Genomic DNA, 19,204 nt, shown 5'->3' with positions numbered 1-19,204 from the left:
CTCGTATTTCCGTGGCGAGCCCGCTATCGCCTTCTCTACTGTTCCCCCGGTGACCAAGACCTACGACCGCCGCGCGTTCGCCGTCGCCTACCTCGAAGCTCAGCCGGACTACTCGCATCCGTTCATCGACGACGAAGCCGAATACAACGCCCTGTTCGCTCACCGGGAGCAGCTGCTCAAGGGGCTGGAATCACTCTACGGCCTCGAGCTGACCGATGCGGGCGTCTCCGACAGGACCGACGGCTCGGTCCTTTTCATGCTGTTCCGCAGTACGGCCCGGAACCATCTGGCGGTCAAGGCATCGGGTTTCCTCGAAGGCGGATTGCTCATCAAGGTGCTGGAGCGGTCCGGACAGGGAGAACCGGTGTTCAAGTCGATGGAACGAAGCATCGACCTGCGAGAGCGGTTGTGGGAGTCGTACGTCGACACGATGGAGCTGTTGCTCGGCATCCTGCTCGGCGACCGGGCGGACGCGGTGTTCACGGCTGCCGATCTGCGTGAGATCGGAGTGGACGACACGGAGCCACGAGCCTCGTGAGCGCGAGGCACGGCAACCCGAGCCGTTAGTCCGGTTCAGTGAAACGACCGCTCCCGCGGAAAACGACGTAACGCCGCGTGCCCTCACCAAGATCTTCGAAAGAGCACCGAAACCTGATCTTGGCCGGTGCCTCACGGGGAGGAAACAGCGTGGCGTTGTTCGGCAACAATCAGAGCGCGGAAGTCGTCGCCCTTCAGCAGCAACTGGCGGCGGCGCACGCGACGATCGGGGAGTTGAGGGGCTGGGTCGGACACCTTCGCGGAGCCGAAACCGCCGCACTCGAAACCGACCTCCGCCGGTTGAAGGCAGCGGTCGAGCAAGCCAAGGCGGAACATGCCGCGCAGTCCGCCTCCCGGCAGCAACTGGCGGCCGAGCTGGAGTCTTGGCGCTCCCAGCTCGTCGAGACTCGTGAACTCGCCTTGCTCCAGCAGGTCGGCATCTACGAGTACTCGCATCCGCTCGAGGACGCGCTGGCTTACAAGGACGCGCTCAGCGAACTGCGGCTGAACATCAAGGCGGCTGCCAAGACCGACGCCGTCACTTGCCAGGTCGACTGGGCGGTCAACGGATCGGTCAAAGAGGGGCAGAAACTCGGCCGCGACATGGCCAAGTTGATGCTCCGGGCTTACAACGCCGAAGCCGACAACGCGGTCCGCGTGGTCAAACCGCATACGGTGGAATCCGTCAAGAACCGGCTGACGACCACGCGAGACACGATCAGCAAGCTCGGCACGCTGATGCGCATCACCATCTCAAGCGACTACCACCGGCTCAGGCTCAAGGAGATCGACCTGACCGCGGACCACCTGATGAAGGTCGAGGTCGAACGCGAAGTGGTGCGGGAAGAACGCGCCAGGCTCCGCGAAGAGGCCAAGGTCATGAAGGAGGTTGAGCGGGAGCGGGCACGTCTCGCCAAAGAGCGCGCCCACTACACCTCGGTCCTCGCCCGGCTCGAGGCGAAGGGTGACACCGAAGGCTGGGCCAAGGCGAAGGAACAGCTGGCCGCCGTCGATGACGCCATCGCCGGTGTCGAGCAACGAGCGGCGAACGTCCGCGCCGGCTATGTCTACGTCATCTCGAACCTGGGCGCGTTCGGACCCGACATGGTGAAGATCGGGATGACCCGTCGCCTCGAACCGATGGACCGGGTCCGGGAACTCGGCGACGCGTCCGTGCCGTTCCGGTTCGACGTGCACGGGCTCTTCTTCTCCGAAGACGCGGTCGCCCTCGAAACGGCCCTGCACCGGGAACTGGCGGCCGATCGCGTCAACATGGTGAATCCGCGGCGCGAGTTCTTCTACGCCACGCCCGCGCGGGTGAAGGAACTCCTCACCAAGCTCGGCGACGACCACATCCTCGAATACAAGGACGCCGCGGACGCCGTCGAATGGCGCGCGTCCCGCCGCGACGACGAACGCTCGCTCGCCTTGTCGGCGGTCGCGTCGAACACCGACGCGGGCGACGACGGCGACCTCTCTTCGGACGGCGACCTGACATGAGTCACCCCAACCCGTCGCAAGCGCCTCCCCGTCCCCCGTCGTGGTTCCCTGATCCTCTAGACGAGTCCCTGCTGCGGTACTGGGACGGACATCGCTGGACCTTCTACACCGCCGATCGTCCCGTACCCGCGCCTTCGGCACCTCCGCGACAGGCGCCTCAGCCCTCTCCCGCTCCGGCAGCACGCCCCGACATCGCGGCGGCACTGCGGAACGTGCGCGGAGTGCTCGTGGGTTCGATGAAGGAGGTCAATCTCCTCCCCGGCTATCTCCGGCCCGAAGAACAGGTACTCGCGCTGACCAGTGCGCAAGGCGAAGGCCAGGGTGTGCTCGCGTGCACGAACCGCCGGTTGCTCTTTCTCTTCGTCGGGGTCGTGCGCCGTCAGTTCCTCGAGGTCGACTGGAACCAGACGAAGCACATTTTCTACTCGCGGTCCACCAAGACCTTTTCGGTCTACACCACCAAGTTCATTAAGCGGGCCGTTCCGGCGTTCACCGTTCGGGTCAACAACCTCGATGACGCGAACTCCATCGCCTACGCGGCTCAGTCGGCGGCCGCGGCACCGCGGCTGGACGTCGTCTGACTCAGACGATGCCACCGTTGGCGCGCAGGACCTGGCCGGTGACCCAGCGGGCCGGGCCGTCGAGGAGCAACGCCGTGGCGGTCGGGCCGGGCGCGACCGCGTTCAGGGTGATGTCGCGACCGCGCTTTCTTTTCGGCCGGAGGCCTCGGATTTGCGGAGGTGGGCCGCTGACATGGCCGCGAGAGTGAACAGCCACTGCCGCGGCCCGGCCCGCGGAAAGCGAAAGCGCGCTTCGAGAAACCCGGCCTAACCAACCGACTTCGCGGCCGAAACCGCTTGCCCGGCGTAAGACCGTCCGAAAAGGACAGTGTGGACGAGGAGCGGGAACAGCTGGTGTGCCCCGATTCGCTCGGCCCAGCCGTCGGCGAGCGGTGAGACCTCCTGATAGGCGGCCAGTACACGGTCGAGCAGCGGGCAGCCGAACAGTTGCAGCATCGCCAGGTCGCTCTCGCGATGACCGCCGTGCGCGGCGGGATCGATGAGCGAGACCTCGACGGCGCCCCACAGGACATTGCCGTTCCACAGATCGCCGTGCAGGCGCGCCGGAGGCTCGGCCGGCCCGGCCACTTCCGGCAGCCGCGCACAGGCTCGCTCGATGACCTCGGCTTCGCCGCCGGTCAAAGTTCCATCGTCGACAGCGCTGCGCACGTAAGGCAGGACCCGGTGTTCGGCGTACCACCGCGGCCAGTCCTCCCCCGCCGCGTTCCGCATCGGGGCCAGGCCGATCCACGCGTCGGCGGGCCCGCCGGGCGGCGCCGCGCCGAACGCGGGCGCTCCGGCCGCGTGCAACGCCGCCAGTCCCCGCCCCAGCCGCTCCGCCGCGTGGTGCGTCGGACGCCCGTCACCGACCAGTTCGGTGACCAGCCACTCGTCGTCGTCCCCGCGGACCTCGGGCACCCGCACGGCATCGGCCGCACCGAGCCACCGCAGTCCCGCCGCCTCCGCGGCCGTCGCGTTCCGCGCGTGCCCCCGCTTGACGATCACGGTGTCGCCGCTGTCCAGGACCACTTCGGTCACCGCGCCCTTGAGGCGCCGCTGTTCGACGACGGCCCGTCCGGTGATCCTCGTGGCCGCCTCGGCAGGCGTCGAAACCTGGGTCATGCCCGCAACCTACCGCCGCTGATCGGGTGAACGCTCGTTGTCTAGAGTGATCAGCGGGGGAAATCCACGCGCTTTCACTTTCGAGGGGAGATCGGTCGTGCCCACACGTCCGAGAGTTCGTCATGCCGTCATCGCCGTGATGCTCGGCGCCGCGCTGGTCGGCTGCACGCCGCCGGCGAACATCGGCCAGGCCAAGAGTTCCGGCACCGTGACGTCCGGGGAGGCTCCCGCCAGCGAGCCCCCGACGACGACGCCGAAGCCGTACCTGACCACCACGCCCACGCTGGAGATCACCGGGGAAGCGGTCAAGCCCGGCACGAAGCTGAAGTTCGGCGAGCAGGCGATCATCCCGTTCTACAGCCACTACGCGAAGGGCGTCGTCGGGCTGACGGTCACGGTGGAATCGGTCAAAGCGCCCGACGCCGACATCGACGGCCTGCCGCTCAAGGACGAGGACAAGGCCAAACTGCGCGGCAAACACTTCTTCTTCGTCCGCGAAAAGCTGACGAACGTCGACGGCACCAACCTGGCCGAGGTGTACGCGCCGAACCTCAGCGCCAGGACCAAGAGCGGCGGCTGGCCGGGTTCCCTCCTGGGGATGGGGAACTCCGACGTCGCCGGCTGCGAAGACCAGAACTTCGCGCCGAAGGACTTTTCGGTCAAGGGGGCGGTCTTCGAGTCCTGCCGCCTGCACTTCGGGGTCGCGTCGGACCCGATCACGTCGCTGGCGTACACCTCGCAGCCCTACGAAAGCGCCGATTCACGAGCCGTGACCTGGCGCAACAAATAGCCCGGCGGGCTTGCCGACCTCGGTCGGGCTACATCCGGTCAATGCCCGGAATTCGCGGACGAGATGCGCCTGGTCGCTGTACCCACCCCGGTACGCGACCTCCGACCACGAGAGGGAAGACGCCCGGTTCAGCAGCGCCATCGCGCGGTTGAGCCGGGTGATCCGCCCGATCGTCTTGGGGCCCAGTCCGATCTGCTCGCGGAACCGGGCGTTGAGATGCTGTCGGCTCCAGCCGATCTCGTCCGCGAGCGTGCCGACGCGGACAGGGCCCGCCGACAACCTGTCCCAGGCGTAGCGGACGGGTGCGGCGAGTTCGAGGCCGCGAACCAGCCGCGACACGAGGTACTCGTCGAGCAGCCGGAAGCGTTCCGGCCAGCCCGCGGCCTCCGCGAGTTGCTCGGTCAGTGACCCGGGCGGCAGCAGATCGGCCGCGCCGACCGTCGAATTCGCCAGCGCCCGCAACGGAATTCCGAACAAGCCGTACGCGCCGAGCGGTGTCAAGGCGACGGCGATGCCGCGCGAACTCCCGGCCTGTTCCACGACCAGTGGCCGGTCCCGCAAACCGAGCACCGGTGAATCCGAGACCATGCCGTCCGGTCCGCGGCGGACCGGCGCTTCGAGGTCGATCGCCCAGGTGAGCACGGACAACGGCGTGACCTGCCAGGAAACCGGCTCGATGTCGGGGAGATCGTGCGCGACATAGCTCAGGACATGAGCGGCGAGGCCGGGGTGGGGTGCTCCAAGAACTCGCTCACCCGGCGCGCGGACGATCTCCCGCCGCGGCACCACGAGACTCCATCCGCCCATGCCGCCATCTTACTTTCGTTCAAGACCGGAAACGTGGCTCTGCCTAGCGTTCTCCTCATGAAGAAAACAGGGGGATTCAGAAATCCGGCGGCCGAGAAGCGCTATTTCGCCGCCTATGACCGTGCCATGGCCGAGTGCCCGGTGCCGGACGGGGTCTTCAACGTCGCGACGCGTCATGGCGTCACCCGGGTCTACCGTTACGGCGGCGACGGCCCGCCGATGGCACTGTTACCCGGGCTCATGGCGACTTCCGCCTGCTACGCGGCCTTGCTTCCCGCTTTGGCCGAGCGGCACGCGGTGTACGCGATCGACACCCTCGGCGAGGCGGGCGGCAGCGTGCAAACGGCGCCGTTCGAGGATGTTCGCGACCGTGCGGCCGTTCTCGACGACGTCTTCGAGAGCCTGGGGCTGACCGCGGTGCACCTCGTGGGTGGTTCGACCGGTGGCTGGCACGCGGTCAACCAGGCGATCCACGCACCCGGCAGACTCGCGTCCCTCGCGTTGCTGGACGCGACCACCGTTTCGGCGCCGTTCGCCCGCGAAGTGTTCTGGTACGGCGCGGCCGCGGCCGTGCTCGACAGCGAACGCCGGTGGCGGCGTTTCCTCATCTGGTCCGCCGGGGAGGACATCTTCGACCAGCCCGCCGCGCAGCTGGTGCTCGCCGGAATCCGGTCGTACCGCGCGCGGATACCGTTCCAGGTTCGCCCGAGCGAGGAGGCACTGCGGTCCATCGAACTGCCCACGCTGGCCCTGTTCGGCGGACGCAGCGCCGTGCACGATCCGGCCGCCGCCGCCGCCCGATTCGCGAGTCTGCTCCCCCACGCCGACGTCGAGATCCTGCCCGGCGCCGGGCACTACCTCTATCTCCGGCCGGAGGATCGCGACCTGATCATCGACCGTCTCCTCAAGTGGGCGGCCTAGGCAGCCCGCGCACCGGAACCGCGGCGCGCGGCGACCAGGCTGGCCCGGCACGCGACGATCAGGCGGGCCGAGGCGGCGCTTGCGCCGTGGCCGCACCGGGGACAGGACATCGTGACGGCACCGGACAACTCGTCGACGGATACGGTCAGCGCGGTCGCGCACGAACGGCACCAGCGGTGCCGGGTGATCGGGTTGACGTGCAGCGGGGACGCGACGCACTGGTGGATCCAGCGGCCGTGCACGTGGCAGGTCAGGCGGTCGTCCGGGGACAGGCGGCCGACGTCTTCCGCGTCGTCCTCCATCGCCAGCAGAACCGGCAGGGGGCGGCTCACCGGGTTCAGCCGCGTGGTCGAGGCCAGTGTCGTGGTGTTCATCGCTTTCTCCTTCCGGCTCTTATCAGGACGTCGAATGGAGAACGCCAGATACGACACAGCCGGGCGACTTTCTTTCGAAGATCTTTCCCGGCCTCACCCTGGCGGGTGAATTGATCTTGGTCGAGGCCAAACCGGGTCAACGACGCGTATCTTTCCGATCATGACGACCACCCTCGTTCCACTGTCCACTTCGGACGGTCATGGGGGCGACTACCTGCTGCTTCCACCTGCCGGAGGTCTCCTCGGCACCCTCGGCCCGCTCGCCGCCGCGAGCGACGCGGACGTCTGGGGCGTCGAATATCCCGGGCACGGGGAACGACTCGCGGAGACTCCGGCGGCGTCCGTCGAAGAACTGGCCGCGCGGCTGGCCGACGAGACGACGACGGAGTGGTTCTCCCGCGCCGTGGTGATCGGCTTCGGGATGGGCGCCTTCGTCGCGATGGAAACGGCTCGACGGCTGGACGCCGCACCGGGCGCGTTGGTCGTCGTGGACGCGTGCGCCCCGCAGCGGCGCTCCCCCGGCAAGAACGCCAAGGCGGGAGCGTCGGCCATGGGCCGGGTGTTCGGCCGCACCGGGCTTACCCCGGTCGCGGGCTACCGCGACTCGCCCGAGAGCTGGGAGTACGCGCTGGACCTGCTACTCGGCGACCTCCAGCTGCTGAACGCCTATCGCGGACCCGCCAGGACGCGGCTCGCGTGCCCGATCGCGGCGATACGCGGCACCGACGATCCCGCGTTCGCTTCGGGCGACGACGCCACCGGCGGATGGCGGATGTGGACGTCCGGTCCGTTCGTGGGACGCGTCGTCCCCGGCGGGCATCTCGGCGTTCTCGAAACCGGCCGGGAGGGGGAGTTCTGGGCCCGGATCCGCCGTCTGGAGGCCGCCTTCCTCGGCGTCGAGCCGGAAGTCGCTTAGCCAGGTGGCACGCCGGTGACGTCATCCGGCGGTCACCGTGGCGGGTCGTACGACAGGCTCAGCGCGCCCCGGTGAGGTGTTCGAGCGCCAGCTGGGACAGGCGGATGAACCCGTATCCGCGTTCGGCCGCCTTGTCCGGGTCGAAGTCCTCGAACGTCGAACGGTCGGCCAGCAGGTCCGTTGCCGTCTCGCCCTCGTTGAGCGTCGGTGTCGCCAGCTCCGGGACGAGGGCCGCGTCGAGGGCGGCGCGCACCTCGGGGTCGACACGGAACGCGCGGGCGCGTTCGGCGAACAGCAGGTAGCTGGCCATGTTGGCCTCCGCGCTGGCCCAAACGCCGTCCATGTTCTCCGTGCGCGGCGGTTTGTAGTCGAAGTGCCGCGGCCCGTCGTAACCGCCGTGTTCCAGCAGGTCGACCAGGAAGAACGACGACAGCACGTCGCCGTGGCCGAACACCAGGTCCTGGTCGAAGCGCGGGCCGCGCTGGCCGTTCAGATCGATGTGGAACAGTTTGCCCTGCCACAGCGCCTGCCCGATGCCGTGGACGATGTTGAGCCCGGCCATCTGCTCGTGCCCCACCTCGGGGTTCACGCCGACGATCTCGTGGTTGTCCAGCGTGGAGATGAACGCGAGCGCGTGCCCGACGGTCGGCAGCAGGATGTCGCCGCGCGGTTCGTTCGGCTTCGGTTCGAGGGCGAGCCGGAGACCGTAGCCCTGGTCGATGACGTACTGGGCGAGGAAGTCGATGCCCTCGCGGTAGCGGTCCATCGCCGCGCGGACGTCCTTCGCGGCGTCGGTCTCGCTGCCTTCGCGGCCGCCCCAGAGCACGAACGTCGGCGCGCCCAGTTCGGCCGCGAGGTCGAGGTTCCGCAGCACCTTCCGCAGCGCGTAGCGGCGGACGTCGCGGTCGTTGCTGGTCAGGCCACCGTCCTTGAAGACGGGGTGACTGAACAGGTTCGTCGTCACCATCGGGACGACGAGGCCGGTTTCGGCGAGCGCGGCCTGAAACCGCTTCAGATGCCGCGCACGTTCGGCGTCGGCCGCCCCGAAGGGGACGAGGTCGTCGTCGTGGAAGGTGATGCCCCAGGCGCCGAGGTCCGAGAGGCGGTGCACGGCTTCGACCGGATCGAGCGGGCCCCGGCTGGCCGGACCGAACATGTCGTTCGCCTGCCAGCCCACGGTCCACAGCCCGAAGCTGAACTTGTCCTCACGCGTCGGTGCCTGAGTCATCACGCCTCCACCAATTAGTTCGATGCCTGAACTTATCGACGCGCACCCTGGCGGGTCAAGGCTTTCGTTCAGGCATCGAACGAATACAATCGCGCGATGATCGGCACGCGTCCGGCGGGACAGCACACCGTGCGGCGGCACAACGCCGCCCTCGTCCTCGGCGCGATCGCGGACGGGCCGGGAACTTCACGGGCGGGACTCTCCACCGCCACCGGACTCACGAAGGCGACCGTGTCGAGCGTGGTCGACCGGTTGATCGCGGCGGATCTCGTGGCCGAAGGCGAGCCGGAGCGGCGCGCCGGACCGGGACGGCGCGGCACCGTCGTGTCGCTCTCCCCCACCGGGCCGCACGGGCTCGGCATCGAGATCGGTGTCGACTACCTGGCTTCGTGCCTCGTCGATCTGACCGGTGCCGTCCGATTCGAGGAGGTCCGGTACGCGGACAATCGGACACCGCGTGTTTTCCAGCGCGTGTCGGCGTTCCTGCACAAGGCGCGCAAGCAGGCGGAGGCACTCGGCATATCCGTCGGCGGTGTGGGCATCGCGGTTCCGGGCCTGGTCGAATCCGGTCTCGTGCGCCTCGCCCCCAACCTTGGCTGGCGCGACGTCGACCTCGCGGACCGGCTCGGCGAGACCTTCACCGTCGCCAACGAAGCCAACTTCGCCGCGCTCGCCGAACTTTGGCACGGCACCGCGTTGCCCGATTTCGTCCACGTGTCCGGCGAAATCGGGATCGGCGCGGGAATCGTGCTGGACCGCGCCCTGTTCGAGGGCGTGCGTGGCGCCGGCGGCGAGATCGGCCACCTGCCCGTGGCGCCCGACGGCCCGCCGTGTTCCTGCGGCGCGAACGGCTGCCTGGAAAGAATGGCCGGACAGGACGAGATCCTCCGGCTGGCGGGCGCGGAGACGGTCGACGACCTGTTCTCCGCGCTGGAATCGGGAAGCGCCGCGGCGCTCACCGCCGTCTCCACCGCCGCGCGTCATCTCGGTCTCGGACTGTCCACTGTGGTCAATCTGATGGACGTCCCCGCCGTGGTGCTAGGCGGAACCTACGCGCGGCTGGAACCGTGGCTGCGTGAGCCACTCCTCGCCGAGCTGGAACGCCGAGTACCCAGCACGACGTGGTCGCCGGTGCGCGTCGTGCCCTCGGCGCTCGGCACGGGGGCCGCCGTCCGCGGCGCCGCCTGCTCGGTGGTCCGCGGCATCCTCGCGGATCCCGAGCACCATCTCACGACTCACTGGCCATCCGATCAGGACGCTCGGGGTCGGTGACCCCTGGCAACGAGGGCTCGATGGCCTGCGCGCGCTCCTCGATGTCCGCACGCCGGACACGACGGGCGTAGGCGATCAGTTCGTCGCGATCCGCGTGCGGGAGCCAGCCCTGCTCGCAGCCGGTCTCCAGCCGCACGAGATACCGCACCAGCTCGACCGACTCGGCGCCGAAATCCCGCATGCGCCGCGTCAGCAGCTCCGCCGCGCCGAGGTAACCGTTGTTCCAAGCGTGGACGGCCAGCAACTGCGCCGTCGCGGCGAGGATGTCGCCGAGGTGGAACCCGCCCTCCGCGGCGAGATGCCCGGCGAGCCGGAAACTGCGTCTGCCCTCGCCGACCGGCCCCTCCTCGCGAATCGCTTCGAGCAGTGCCCCGACCTGCCGCGTCAGGTAGTCCTGACCCGCGCTCTCCACAGTCACCGCAGTCCTCCGCCCAGTCGCCGTGAATCGTAGGGAAGTGTCAAGGGGAGGTACGTCGGATACATCGAATGCCGAACCGTTATCACCCGAATGGGCTTGCCGGTGGTGCCTCCGGTCGGCAGGGTGCCACCGCTCCCACCCTCGAACCCGCCTGTACTCGGCGCGGAGACTGAAGGCGTTACAGCGGCCCCATGCCTCATTGGGCACCCGCCCGGGAGACGGGTCGCGAAAGCCACTTTGGGGACATCAGGTGTCGCGAAAGTGGCTTTCGCGACACCCGGAAGGGCCGACGCGCTGCCCCGCAACAGAGGACTAAACGCGGGGAGCGGCGCCCGCCTGTTCCTCGAAGATCAGCCAGGTCCGGGTCGACCGCACTCCGTCCAGTGCTTGCAGCCGTTCCAGGACGACGTCCCGCAGCGACGCGTTGTCCGGCGTCCGCACCAGCAGCAGGATGTCGAAGTCGCCACCGACCAGCGACACGTGCTCGACGTACGGGATCTCCCGTAACTCGGCCGACATCGTGCGCCACGACGTCTGCTCGACGGTGATGAGGATGTACGCGCTCGTCCCGAGTCCGGCCCGCCGAGGGTCGATTTGGGCACCGAAGCCAGTGATGACGCCTTCGGATATCAGGCGGTCCAGGCGAGCGTAGGCGTTGGTGCGCGAGATGTGCAGCCGCTCGGCCAGCGCGCGGACGGCGAGCCTGCCGTCGGCGGACAGTGCGGCGAGGATCGCGCGGTCGATGTCGTCAAGGGCAAGGACCGTTCGTCCCAAATCGGATCCGTGAGCCACGCCACTTGTGGACGGTTGGCGCGGCTGAACCGATTCTTCGGACAGTTTGTCGCTCATTTCGCCTACCTCTTGAACACCAGGACGCCGGAAACCACGATCTCAGCATCATATGTCTGCGAAAGGTGGGTGCTGCGCATGTCGCGGGAGACCTCAGCCGCCGCGTTGCTGCCGTCACCGGTCCCGGTGCGGTTCCTCGCCGAGGACGGCACGCGCGTCCACGAGCACGGCGACTACGCCGAGCCGCCCGCCGACCGGCTCGTCGAGGCCTACCGGCTGATGGTGCTCGGCCGCCGGTTCGACGTGCAGGCGACGGCGTTGACCAAGCAAGGCCGCCTCGCGGTCTACCCGTCGAGTGCCGGCCAGGAGGCCTGCCAGGTCGCAAGCGCGCTCGCCCTCACCGAGGCCGACTGGCTCTTCCCCACCTACCGCGACTCGGTCGCGCTGGTCGCCCGCGGGCTCGAGCCGGGCGAAATCCTGACGCTGCTTCGCGGTGACGCGCACTGTGGCTACGACCCCGCCGAGACCCGTGTCGCTCCCCAGTGCACCCCGCTGGCCACCCAGACCCTCCACGCGGCCGGGCTCGCGCACGCGATGCGGCGCCGGGGCGAGGAGGCCGTCGCGTTCGCGCTCATCGGGGACGGCGCCACCAGCGAGGGCGACTTCCACGAGGCGCTCAACTTCGCGGCCGTGTTTAAAACGCCTGTGGTGTTCTTCGTGCAGAACAACGGGTTCGCGATCTCGGTGCCGTTCGAGAAGCAGAGCGCCGCGCCCGCGCTGGCCTACAAGGGCGTCGGTTACGGCGTCCGCTCCGAACAGGTCGACGGCAACGACGCCGTCGCGGTCCTTTCGGTGCTGGATGACGCCGTCTCGCACGCGCGTGCCGGGCTCGGGCCGGTGCTGGTCGAGGCGCACACCTACCGGATCGACGCGCACACCAACGCCGACGACGCCACCCGCTACCGCGACCAGGCCGAGGTCGAGAAGTGGCGCGCGGCCGACCCGGTCCGCCGTCTGGAGACCTACCTGACCGCCGCGAACCTGGTGACCGGCAACGACATCGAGCGATTCCGTGCCGAGGCGGAGACGTTCGCGGCCGGAGTACGCGACACGCTGAACGCGGACGTGGAGCCGGATCCGATGTCGTTGTTCGAGCACGTGTACGCCGTTCCGACCCGTCAGCTCGCCGCTCAGCGGGCGCTGGTGGCGGCCGAACTGGAAGCCGTGGAGGGCTGATGACCGAGATCTCGATGGCCCAGGCGCTCAACGCCGCCCTGCGCGACGCCGTCAAGGATGACGACCGCGTGCTGATCTTCGGCGAGGACGTCGGCCCGCTCGGCGGCGTGTTCCGGGTGACCGACGGCATCACCGCCGACTTCGGCGAGGACCGCTGTTTCGACACCCCGCTGGCGGAATCCGGCATCGTCGGTTTCGCGGTCGGGATGGCGATGGGCGGGTTCCGCCCGGTGGTCGAAATGCAGTTCGACGCCTTCGCGTACCCCGCGTTCGAGCAGATCACGTCACACGTCGCGAAACTGCGCAACCGCACCCGCGGTGCGCTGTCGCTGCCGATGGTCATCCGGATCCCCTACGCGGGCGGGATCGGCGGCGTCGAGCACCACTGCGATTCGAGCGAGGCCTACTACACCCACACCCCCGGCCTGCGCGTCGTCACGCCCGGCACCCCTCAGGACGCTTACGACCTCCTGCGCGACGCGATCGACTCACCGGATCCGGTGATCTTCCTCGAACCCAAGGGCCGCTACTGGTCCAAGGAAGCCGTCTCCTTCACCCGCGACAACGCGCCGATGGACAGCGCGGTCGTGCGCCGCGAGGGCAAGGACGTCACGCTGATCGCGTACGGCCCCATGGTCGCCACCGCGCTGGAGACCGCGGAGGCCGCGACCGCCGAGGGCTGGGACGTCGAGGTGGTCGACCTCCGGTCGCTGAACCCGTTCGACGACGAGACCGTCACCGCTTCGGTGCGCCGCACCGGTCGCGCGGTCGTCGTCCACGAGGCCGCCGGGTTCGGCGGCTACGGCGCCGAGGTGGTCGCCCGGGTCACCGAGCAGTGCTTCCACCGGCTGCACGCACCCGTCCTGCGGGTCACCGGACTCGACATTCCTTATCCGCCACCGAAACTGGAACGTCATCAGCTTCCGGACGTCGACCGGATCCTGGACACCGTCGCCCGGTTGCAGTGGCACGACGAACCGGCGGTGGCCGGTGCCTGACTTCCTGCTCCCGGACCTCGGCGAGGGGCTGACCGAGGCGTCGATCGTGAACTGGCTCGTCAAGGAAGGCGACACCGTCGGAGTCGACCAGCCCGTCGTCGAGGTGGAGACCGCGAAGGCCGCGGTCGAGGTACCGGTGCCGTTCGCCGGCGTCGTCACCCGCCTCCACGGCGAGCCCGGTCAGTCGCTGCCGGTCGGCGCTCCCCTGCTCACCATCGGCCCCGGCTTCACCGAACCCGGCGTGACGACCGCGAGCGAGGGCAGCGGCAACGTCCTCATCGGCTACGGGACCATGACCACGACACGGCGCCGCCGGACCCGCACCGCCGTCGAACTGCCCCCGAAGGCGCCCGGCGTCATCTCGCCGTTCGTCCGGAAAATGGCCTCGGACAACGGGATCGACCTGTCGCGCGTCACCGGCAGCGGCCCGGGCGGCATCATCCGGCGCGCGGACGTCGAGGCCGTGCTCACCACCGCCGTCCCCGGACCACGGGAAGGTGAGAAGCGAATCCCGCTGACCGGGGTCCGCAAGGCCGTCGCCGACAAGCTGACGACGTCGCGGCGTCAGATCCCCGAGGCGACGGTCTGGGTCGACGTCGACGCGACCGGACTCGTGGCCGCGCGGAAGTCGCTCAACGCCTCGGCACCCGATCGTTCGGTGAGCCTTCTCGGCCTTGTCGCCCGGTTCGCCGTGGCGGGGCTGCGGAAGTACCCCGAGTTGAACTCGCGGGTCGAAGGCGACGAAATCGTCCAGCTTCGGGACGTCAACCTCGGTTTCGCGGCACAGACCGACCGCGGTCTCGTCGTGCCGGTCGTCCGCGACGCGGGTTCACTGTCCACAAGGGAGCTTTCGGCCGCGATCGGCGAGCGGACCGCCCAGGCCCGGGAAGGAAAGCTCGGACCGGCGGGGCTCACCGGCGGGACCTTCACGGTGAACAACTACGGCGTGTTCGGGGTGGACGGCTCCGCCGCGATCATCAACCATCCGGAGGCGGCCATCCTCGGCATCGGCCGGATCATCGACCGAGCCTGGGTCGTCGACGGCGCGCTGGTGGCGCGAAAGGTCTGTGAGCTGACGCTGGCGTTCGACCACCGGGTCTGCGACGGCGGGACCGCAGGCGGTTTCCTGCGGTTCGTCGCCGACTGCGTCGAGTCGCCGGTCACCGCGCTCGGGGACCTCTGAGCGACTCGTACAACTCCCGGTTGTGATCCGCCAACGTTCCGTTGTTCGACTTCGGGGACCCGGCTTGCTTTGATCTCACGAGTGAGTGGGAGATCGCTGGGGCGACGGTTCGGCTGGCTTTGGGCGGCGTACGCGGCCAGTGCTTTCGGCACCAGGTTCGCGTTCGACGCGTTCAGCCTCATCGCCATCGTGACGCTGGGGGCGGGCACGACCGAGGTCTCGCTGCTGGTCGCCGCCGGTCTCGTCGTGGGGGCGGTGGTCGCGCTGCCCCTCGGTCCTTGGGTCGAGTTCCGCCGCAAGCGGCCGGTGATGATCGCGATGGACCTCGTCCGTTGCGGGGCGCTGCTGACCGTCCCCTTGGCGTACGCGCTGGGACTGCTCGGTTTCGGCCAGCTTCTCGCCGTGTCGGTGATCGTCGCCGCGGCCGACATCACCTTCCTGGCCGCCGGCGGCGCGTTCCTGAAATCGCTGGTGCCCCGGGAGGATCTTCTCGTCGCGAACGCCAGGTTCGAGTCCACCACCTGGACCGCGACGGTGCTCGGCCCGCCGCTCGGCGGTTTCGCCGTCGGCCTGTTCGGACCGGTGATCACGGTCGCCGCCGACGCGGTCAGCTACCTGCTTTCGGCTGCCGGGATCCGTGCCGTCGGCGGCTCGGAACCGGCACCCGCGAAACCGGACGGGCCTCGGCTGAGTGGCCGCGATCTGCGGGAAGGCTGGCGGTTCATCCTCACCCACCCGACGTTGCGGCCCCTGTTCGTCAACACGATCGTGGTCAACGGCCTGATCATGGCGACCGCTCCGCTGCTCGCCGTCCTGATGCTCGGACAGCTCGGCTTCACGCCGTTGGAGTACGCGATCGCCTTCGCCGTGCCCTGTCTCGGTGGACTGATCGGGGCGAGACTTTCCCGGCGGGTGGTGCCCCGGTTCGGCCGGGACAGCGTCCTCTTCGTCTCCGGGTGGCTGCGTGTCTGCTGGCCGGTGGGGCTGGTCTTCATCCATCCCGGTGTTTCGGGGCTGATCCTGGTCATCGTGGTCGAATTCGCGCTGATCACCTGTATCGGGGTGTTCAACCCGGTGCTCGCCACCACCAGACTCGAACTGGTGCCCGCCGACCGCGCGGCGCGCACGCTGTCGGCCTGGTCGATCGCGGGCAAGCTGTCCACCGCGGCCCTGACCGCGCTGTGGGGTCTGCTCGCCGCGTTCACCGGCCCGCGTGCCGCCGCCGGCGTCGCCGGCGTTCTCATGCTCGCGACGCCGCTGCTGCTCCCCCGAAAGCGTCGGACCCCTGTGCCAGTATCGGCGCATGACGATCAAGAGAGTGGTTCCCGACCTCGAGACTCAGTCAATTGAGCAGGCGAAAGCCTTCTATGTCCAGGTGCTCGGCTTCGAGGTCGTGATGGACCAGGGCTGGATAGTCACCCTGGCGGACCCGGATCGGCCGGAGGTGCAGCTGAGCCTGATGACCCATGACGAGACCGCGCCCGTCGTCCCGGTCGCCTCGATCGAGGTGGACGACGTCGACGCGCGGTACGCGGCGGCCAAGGCCTCCGGCGCGGAGATCGTGCACGAACTGACCGACGAGGAGTGGGGTGTCCGGCGGTTCTTCGTCCGCGATCCCGGCGGCCACGTGGTCAACGTGCTGTCCCATCGGTGAGGCGTTCGGCCCAGTTCGTTGACCCTGACGGCGGGTTTCATCGAAATTTCATGACGCATCCCTAACGTTCCGACACGCACCGTAGTCGAGCGGAAGGGAATGATGAAGGTGAAGAAACTCAGGGGGGTCCTGGCGGCGGTCGCGCTGGCCACCGGGCTGATCGGCGCCATCGCGCCGTCGGCCCAAGCCGACCAGGCGCGCTACTACATCCTCGTCGGCGGCACCTGTGACGGTGCCGCGACCGTGTACAACGACGCCTGGTTGCGGGGCGGGATCCGGAAGGTGGTCCACTACCCGGCGGGGGCCGCCGGCGCATCCAACTGCGACCAGACGCCGATGGACCAGAGCGTCGCCCGCGGGCACGAAGAAGCCCGCCGCGTCGTCCAGAGCTCCTTCGACGAGAACCCCGGCGCGGAGTTCACCGTCGTCGGATACTCGCAGGGCGCGCTGGTCGCGAACCTGGTGCTGAACGACATCGCCGACGGCAGGCTCGCGGTGGACAAGTCGCGGTTCAGGGCGAAGATCTTCGCCGACCCGATGCAGCCCGTCGGTCCGCCGGGGCGCGGGATCAGCGCGGTACTCCCTCCTGGCACCGGGGCCCCGTCGCCGTTCGGCGGCTACGTGTCGTTCGGTCCCGGCCGCACCGATTTCGGCGGTATCCCGTTCATCCGCTACTGCATCGAGACCGACGGTGTCTGCCACTTCGACACCTTCGAAGCGCCTGGCGGGTACTTCGCGCAGCACCTTTGTTACCAGTGGGCCCGTCCCGCCGATCACCGCTCGATCATGGAGGACACGATCGCGGACGGTGTGTACACCAACGGTTCACACGCGCTGCCGCGACAGAACTGCCGTCCGCCGCATCCCGCGCCGTGACCCGGTGAAGACCGCTGCTCACCCGGCGCCCGATCGCCGGGTGACAGCGGATCGAGCGATGGCCCGCCCACAGTGTCGTGGGCGGGCCATCGTCGTTCTCCCGGTTTTCCGTGGAATCGGAGGAAGCTGGGCCGAGACCGACCAGTTTCCGGCGACGGCGGTGTCCATTCTTCCGAGGGACACGACACGAGGAAGGAACCGGACATGGGGGCGGACGAGCTGCTGAGCTTGGCCAAGACCGGGGACGGCGAGGCTTTCCGCGACCTCGTCGCGCCGTACCACCGTGAGCTGCAGGTGCACTGCTACCGCTTCCTGGGCTCCGTGCAGGACGCCGAGGATCTGGTGCAGGAGACGTTGCTGGCCGCGTGGCGCGGGATCGGCACGTACGAGGAACGCGCGTCCGTGCGGACCTGGCTGTACCGGATCGCGACCAACCGCTGCCTCAACGCGCTGCGGGCGGGCGGGCGCCGCCCGCACGACCACGCGGCCCACCGACCGGAGGTCCCGTTGCCCGAGCCGTCGCGCCGCCGCCCGGAACCCAGCTGGCTGGAGCCCTACCCCGACGTCCTCCTCGACGGGATCGCCGATCAGGTGCCCGGCCCGGAGGCGCGCCACGAGGCAAGGGAGTCGATCTCGCTCGCGTTCCTGGCGGCACTTCAGCAACTTCCGCCGAGGCAGCGGGCCGTACTGGTGCTGCGGGATGTCCTCGGGTTCCGTGCCGCCGAGGTGGCGGGGATCCTCGACACCACCGAGAACGCCGTGACCAGCGCACTGAACCGTGCGCGTTCGGCGCTGGCCAAGGAGATGCCCGACGGCGGACGTGAGACCGCTCCCCTGCCCGATTCGCCGCGGGAACGCCGGATCGTCGACGAATTCACCCGCGCCTTCGAGACCGGCGACGTCGCGGCCATCGTGGCGCTGCTGACCGACGACGCGTGGCTGACCATGCCCCCGCTTCCCTTGGAATACCAGGGCCCCGACGCCGTCGGGCACTTCCTGGCCACCGTCGCGCTCTGTGACGGCCGCCGGTACTCGCTGATCCCGACCCGCGCGAACGGTCAACCCGCCTTCGGCTGCTACCTCCGTGATCCGAGGACGCCGATCGGGCACGCGCACGGGGTGCTCGTGCTGGAACTGGCAGGTGACCGGATCACCGCGATGACCCGGTTCCTCGACAACTCACTGCTCGCCGCTTTCGGGCTTCCCCGCTCGCTGCGCGGCTGATCCCCGCCCTGTCCCGTACCGATCGAGGAGGAACCGATGACCGACCTGAACACCCGAGCCGAAACGCTCCGTGCCCTGCACAGCGGGGAAATGCTCGTCCTGCCGAACGTCTGGGACGCGGCGAGCGCGGAAGTCGTGGCGCAAGCGGGTTTCCCCGCGATCGCCACCGCCAGTGCCGCCGTGTCCGCGATGCTCGGCTATCCCGACGGCGAAGGCGCGCCATGGCGGGAGATGTTCGCGGCGGCGAGCCGGGTCGCCCGCGCGGTCTCGTTGCCGGTCACCGTGGACGCGGAAGCGGGCTACGGCCTGGCACCGCGGGAATTCGTGGACCGGCTGCTGGAGACCGGCGCCGTCGGCTGCAACCTGGAGGACACCGATCACCGGACCGGCGAGCTGATCGATGCCGGCGCGCATGCGCAGCGGCTCGCGGACATCCGCTCGGCCGCGACCGGGGCGGGCGTCGCGATCGTCGTCAACGCCCGGGTCGACGCGTTCCTCGGTGACCGCAGGATCCCGGAGCCGGAAAGGCTTGCCGAGGCCATCCGGCGGGGCAGGCTCTACCGGGAAGCCGGAGCCGACTGCGTGTACCCGATCGGGATGCGACGCCGGGACGACGTCGCCGCACTGGTCACCGAACTCGCGTGTCCGGTGAACGGGAACGTCGGCGAGGAACTGGATGTGGCCGCGCTCCGGGCACTCGGCGTGGCACGGGTGTCGTACGGTCCGCGCTTCTACCGCGCGGCGCTGGAGGGTTTCCGGGCGGCCATCGGGAAGCTGTAGCTGCGAACGCCCAGGCCGG

21 protein-coding genes and 1 pseudogene are annotated in these 19,204 nt (G+C 69.1%); 16 read left to right on the top strand and 6 right to left on the bottom strand.

Annotated features, from left to right (window positions below):
- Nucleotides 1–49: 49 nt before the first annotated feature.
- From BS329_RS37390 to BS329_RS44945, 4 genes and pseudogenes are all read left to right on the top strand, one after another.
- Entirely contained in the window at nt 50–538 is a 489-nt protein-coding gene (locus BS329_RS37390; protein WP_076167772.1) for a hypothetical protein, read from the top strand.
- Nucleotides 539–687: 149 nt separating this feature from the next.
- Entirely contained in the window at nt 688–2,037 is a 1,350-nt protein-coding gene (locus BS329_RS37385; RefSeq protein WP_076167770.1) for an SNIPE associated domain-containing protein, read from the top strand.
- A pseudogene (locus BS329_RS45435) lies at nt 1,926–2,159 on the top strand (DUF2510 domain-containing protein); the annotation flags it as partial. The gene BS329_RS37385 and the pseudogene BS329_RS45435, both read left to right, overlap by 112 nt.
- A gap of 114 nt (nt 2,160–2,273) precedes the next feature.
- Nucleotides 2,274–2,618 (top strand): PH domain-containing protein, encoded by a 345-nt coding sequence (locus BS329_RS44945; protein ID WP_244197452.1) that lies wholly within the window; start codon nt 2,274–2,276, stop codon nt 2,616–2,618.
- Between the two features lie 246 nt (nt 2,619–2,864).
- On the opposite strand, the gene BS329_RS37370 is transcribed toward BS329_RS44945, so the two are convergent.
- On the bottom strand, nt 2,865–3,719 hold the full coding sequence (locus BS329_RS37370) for a fructosamine kinase family protein (RefSeq protein ID WP_076167765.1): 855 nt from the start codon (nt 3,717–3,719) through the stop codon (nt 2,865–2,867).
- 97 nt (nt 3,720–3,816) lie between these two features.
- Here BS329_RS37370 and BS329_RS37365 point away from each other — a divergent pair, with 97 nt between their 5' ends.
- Nucleotides 3,817–4,509 carry a hypothetical protein gene (locus tag BS329_RS37365; protein WP_076167764.1) on the top strand — a complete coding sequence of 231 codons (693 nt, stop codon included), beginning with the start codon at nt 3,817–3,819 and terminating at the stop codon, nt 4,507–4,509.
- On the opposite strand, the gene BS329_RS37360 is transcribed toward BS329_RS37365, so the two are convergent.
- Nucleotides 4,480–5,316, bottom strand: coding sequence for a helix-turn-helix domain-containing protein (locus tag BS329_RS37360; RefSeq protein ID WP_076167762.1), 837 nt, complete (start codon nt 5,314–5,316; stop codon nt 4,480–4,482). The two genes, BS329_RS37365 and BS329_RS37360, sit on opposite strands and share 30 nt — an antisense overlap.
- Before the next feature lie 57 nt (nt 5,317–5,373).
- Here BS329_RS37360 and BS329_RS37355 point away from each other — a divergent pair, with 57 nt between their 5' ends.
- Nucleotides 5,374–6,237, top strand: a complete 864-nt coding sequence (locus BS329_RS37355; RefSeq protein WP_076167760.1) for an alpha/beta fold hydrolase — start codon at nt 5,374–5,376, stop codon at nt 6,235–6,237.
- Here BS329_RS37355 and BS329_RS37350 read toward each other — a convergent pair.
- Nucleotides 6,234–6,611 (bottom strand): hypothetical protein, encoded by a 378-nt coding sequence (locus BS329_RS37350; RefSeq protein ID WP_076167759.1) that lies wholly within the window; start codon nt 6,609–6,611, stop codon nt 6,234–6,236. The genes BS329_RS37355 and BS329_RS37350 overlap by 4 nt on opposite strands.
- Nucleotides 6,612–6,771: 160 nt before the next feature.
- Here BS329_RS37350 and BS329_RS37345 point away from each other — a divergent pair, with 160 nt between their 5' ends.
- Nucleotides 6,772–7,527 carry a thioesterase II family protein gene (locus tag BS329_RS37345; RefSeq protein WP_076167757.1) on the top strand — a complete coding sequence of 252 codons (756 nt, stop codon included), beginning with the start codon at nt 6,772–6,774 and terminating at the stop codon, nt 7,525–7,527.
- A 58-nt stretch (nt 7,528–7,585) separates the two neighbouring features.
- On the opposite strand, the gene xylA is transcribed toward BS329_RS37345, so the two are convergent.
- Nucleotides 7,586–8,755, bottom strand: coding sequence for a xylose isomerase (gene xylA, locus BS329_RS37340; RefSeq protein WP_076167755.1), 1,170 nt, complete (start codon nt 8,753–8,755; stop codon nt 7,586–7,588).
- A gap of 96 nt (nt 8,756–8,851) precedes the next feature.
- Between xylA and BS329_RS37335 the strand changes: the two genes are divergently transcribed.
- Nucleotides 8,852–10,027: an ROK family transcriptional regulator gene (locus tag BS329_RS37335; RefSeq protein WP_076167754.1), complete on the top strand. Its 1,176-nt coding sequence runs from the start codon at nt 8,852–8,854 to the stop codon at nt 10,025–10,027.
- On the opposite strand, the gene BS329_RS37330 is transcribed toward BS329_RS37335, so the two are convergent.
- Both BS329_RS37330 and BS329_RS37325 read right to left on the bottom strand, forming a co-directional pair.
- Nucleotides 9,984–10,445, bottom strand: coding sequence for a hypothetical protein (locus tag BS329_RS37330; RefSeq protein WP_076167752.1), 462 nt, complete (start codon nt 10,443–10,445; stop codon nt 9,984–9,986). The two genes, BS329_RS37335 and BS329_RS37330, sit on opposite strands and share 44 nt — an antisense overlap.
- A 312-nt stretch (nt 10,446–10,757) precedes the next feature.
- Entirely contained in the window at nt 10,758–11,237 is a 480-nt protein-coding gene (locus BS329_RS37325; protein ID WP_076167751.1) for an Lrp/AsnC family transcriptional regulator, read from the bottom strand.
- 135 nt (nt 11,238–11,372) lie between these two features.
- On the opposite strand from BS329_RS37325, the gene pdhA reads away from it, so the two are divergent.
- From pdhA to BS329_RS37285, 8 genes are all read left to right on the top strand, one after another.
- On the top strand, nt 11,373–12,470 hold the full coding sequence (pdhA, locus tag BS329_RS37320) for a pyruvate dehydrogenase (acetyl-transferring) E1 component subunit alpha (protein ID WP_076167885.1): 1,098 nt from the start codon (nt 11,373–11,375) through the stop codon (nt 12,468–12,470).
- Nucleotides 12,470–13,468 (top strand): alpha-ketoacid dehydrogenase subunit beta, encoded by a 999-nt coding sequence (locus BS329_RS37315; RefSeq protein WP_076167749.1) that lies wholly within the window; start codon nt 12,470–12,472, stop codon nt 13,466–13,468. Before pdhA ends, BS329_RS37315 begins: the two co-directional genes overlap by 1 nt.
- Entirely contained in the window at nt 13,461–14,651 is a 1,191-nt protein-coding gene (locus BS329_RS37310; RefSeq protein ID WP_076167747.1) for a dihydrolipoamide acetyltransferase family protein, read from the top strand. The genes BS329_RS37315 and BS329_RS37310 overlap by 8 nt, the downstream gene beginning before the upstream one ends.
- 81 nt (nt 14,652–14,732) lie before the next feature.
- Nucleotides 14,733–16,001 (top strand): MFS transporter, encoded by a 1,269-nt coding sequence (locus BS329_RS37305; protein ID WP_076167746.1) that lies wholly within the window; start codon nt 14,733–14,735, stop codon nt 15,999–16,001.
- The gene (locus BS329_RS37300; RefSeq protein WP_076167744.1) at nt 15,955–16,305 is read left to right on the top strand and encodes a VOC family protein; all 351 of its coding nucleotides are present in this window, start codon (nt 15,955–15,957) and stop codon (nt 16,303–16,305) included. Before BS329_RS37305 ends, BS329_RS37300 begins: the two co-directional genes overlap by 47 nt.
- 102 nt (nt 16,306–16,407) lie before the next feature.
- Nucleotides 16,408–17,181, top strand: coding sequence for a PE-PPE domain-containing protein (locus tag BS329_RS37295; protein WP_076167742.1), 774 nt, complete (start codon nt 16,408–16,410; stop codon nt 17,179–17,181).
- A gap of 204 nt (nt 17,182–17,385) precedes the next feature.
- On the top strand, nt 17,386–18,405 hold the full coding sequence (locus BS329_RS37290; protein WP_076167740.1) for a sigma-70 family RNA polymerase sigma factor: 1,020 nt from the start codon (nt 17,386–17,388) through the stop codon (nt 18,403–18,405).
- 36 nt (nt 18,406–18,441) lie between these two features.
- On the top strand, nt 18,442–19,185 hold the full coding sequence (locus BS329_RS37285; RefSeq protein WP_076167739.1) for an isocitrate lyase/PEP mutase family protein: 744 nt from the start codon (nt 18,442–18,444) through the stop codon (nt 19,183–19,185).
- Nucleotides 19,186–19,204: the final 19 nt, after the last annotated feature.

The sequence above is a fragment of the Amycolatopsis coloradensis genome (genome assembly GCF_001953865.1).
Lineage (GTDB): Bacteria > Actinomycetota > Actinomycetes > Mycobacteriales > Pseudonocardiaceae > Amycolatopsis > Amycolatopsis coloradensis.
The sequence above is the reverse complement of the archived record's forward strand: the minus strand, read 5'-3'. Positions and strand labels throughout refer to the sequence as shown.